General features: G+C 69.3%; 2 protein-coding genes. One reads left to right on the top strand and one right to left on the bottom strand.

Going from position 1 to position 1,183, the window contains the following annotated elements; all coding sequences use genetic code 11:
• A partial coding sequence (locus tag G6028_RS06020) for a TetR family transcriptional regulator (protein WP_182658332.1) occupies nucleotides 1–335 on the bottom strand: 335 nt, incomplete at its 3' end.
• Nucleotides 336–453: 118 nt separating this feature from the next.
• Between G6028_RS06020 and bioB the strand changes: the two genes are divergently transcribed.
• A partial coding sequence (gene bioB / locus G6028_RS06015) for a biotin synthase BioB (protein WP_182658331.1) occupies nucleotides 454–1,183 on the top strand: 730 nt, incomplete at its 3' end.

Raw genomic sequence — 1,183 nt, 5'->3', positions numbered from 1 at the left:
ACCGCCTCGGCCACCGGGTTCACCGCACCGGCGGCCAGCCCCAGCGCCACGATCTCGGCCCCGTCGGGCACCCCCGCGACAGCGATCCGCATCGCCCGCGACACCCCGCGAAGTTCGTCGGCGGCCGATGCTCGAGCCTCCACCGGGGCCACGTCCGCCAGGACCCGCTCGGCCACCGCGGTGAGCAGCGCCTGCTTGGACGGGAAATGCCAGTACAGCGCACTCGGCTGGACGTTCAATCGCGTCGCCAGCGTGCGCATCGACATGCCGGGCAACCCCGCTTCGTGCAGGAGTCCGAGCGCGGTGTCGACGACGGCCGACTTGTTGAGAGCCACGACCGGTAACCCTATCGCCCCTCCCGCGGCTCCGACGCGCCTGCAACCTGAACGCTGTACAAGTCGGCGAATTCCCGCTACCTTAACGGCGTTCAATGAACGGCGTTCAGGAGGAACCATGGCCACCACGACCACCCGTTGGCACGAGCTCGCGGACCGCATTCTCGACGGCGGGGCGATCGACGCGACGGAGGCGCTCGCCGTGCTCGACTCGTCCGACGCCGAGCTCATGGAAGTAGTCGCGGCGGCGTCCCGGCTGCGGTTCGAGCACTTCGGCAACAAGGTCAAGGTCAACTACCTGGTCAACCTCAAGAGCGGCCTGTGCCCAGAGGACTGCTTCTACTGCTCGCAGCGCCTCAACTCCACCGCTGGCATCCTGCGCTACACCTGGCTGAACACCGAGGAGGCCGTCACCGCGGCCAAGGCGGGCATCGCGGCCGGCGCCTCGCGCGTGTGCCTGGTCGCCAGCGGCACCGGCCCGAGCAACCGCGAGGTCGGCAAGGTCTCGGACATCATCGAGGCCATCAAGTCCGACACCCCGGGCGTCGAGGTGTGCGCCTGCCTGGGCGCGCTGAAGGACGGTCAGGCCGAGAAGCTCTGCGCGAGCGGCGCCGACGCCTACAACCACAACCTCAACACGGCGGAGAGCCACTACGAGGAGATCTGCACGACCCACACCTACGCCGACCGCGAGCACACCGTGAGCCAGGCGCACGGCGCGGGCCTGTCGGCGTGCTCGGGCTTCATCGCCGGCATGGGCGAGACCCGCGAGCAGCTGGTCGAGCTGGCCTTCGACCTGCGCGCCAAGGGCGTCGACTCGATCCCGGTGAACTTCCTGCTGCCCTTCG

Origin of the sequence: Dietzia cercidiphylli (genome assembly GCF_014145145.1) — a bacterium.
GTDB classification, from domain to species: Bacteria; Actinomycetota; Actinomycetes; order Mycobacteriales; family Mycobacteriaceae; genus Dietzia; species Dietzia natronolimnaea.
Note: the sequence above shows the minus strand (reverse complement) of the source record. Positions and strands in the feature narration are given on the sequence as shown.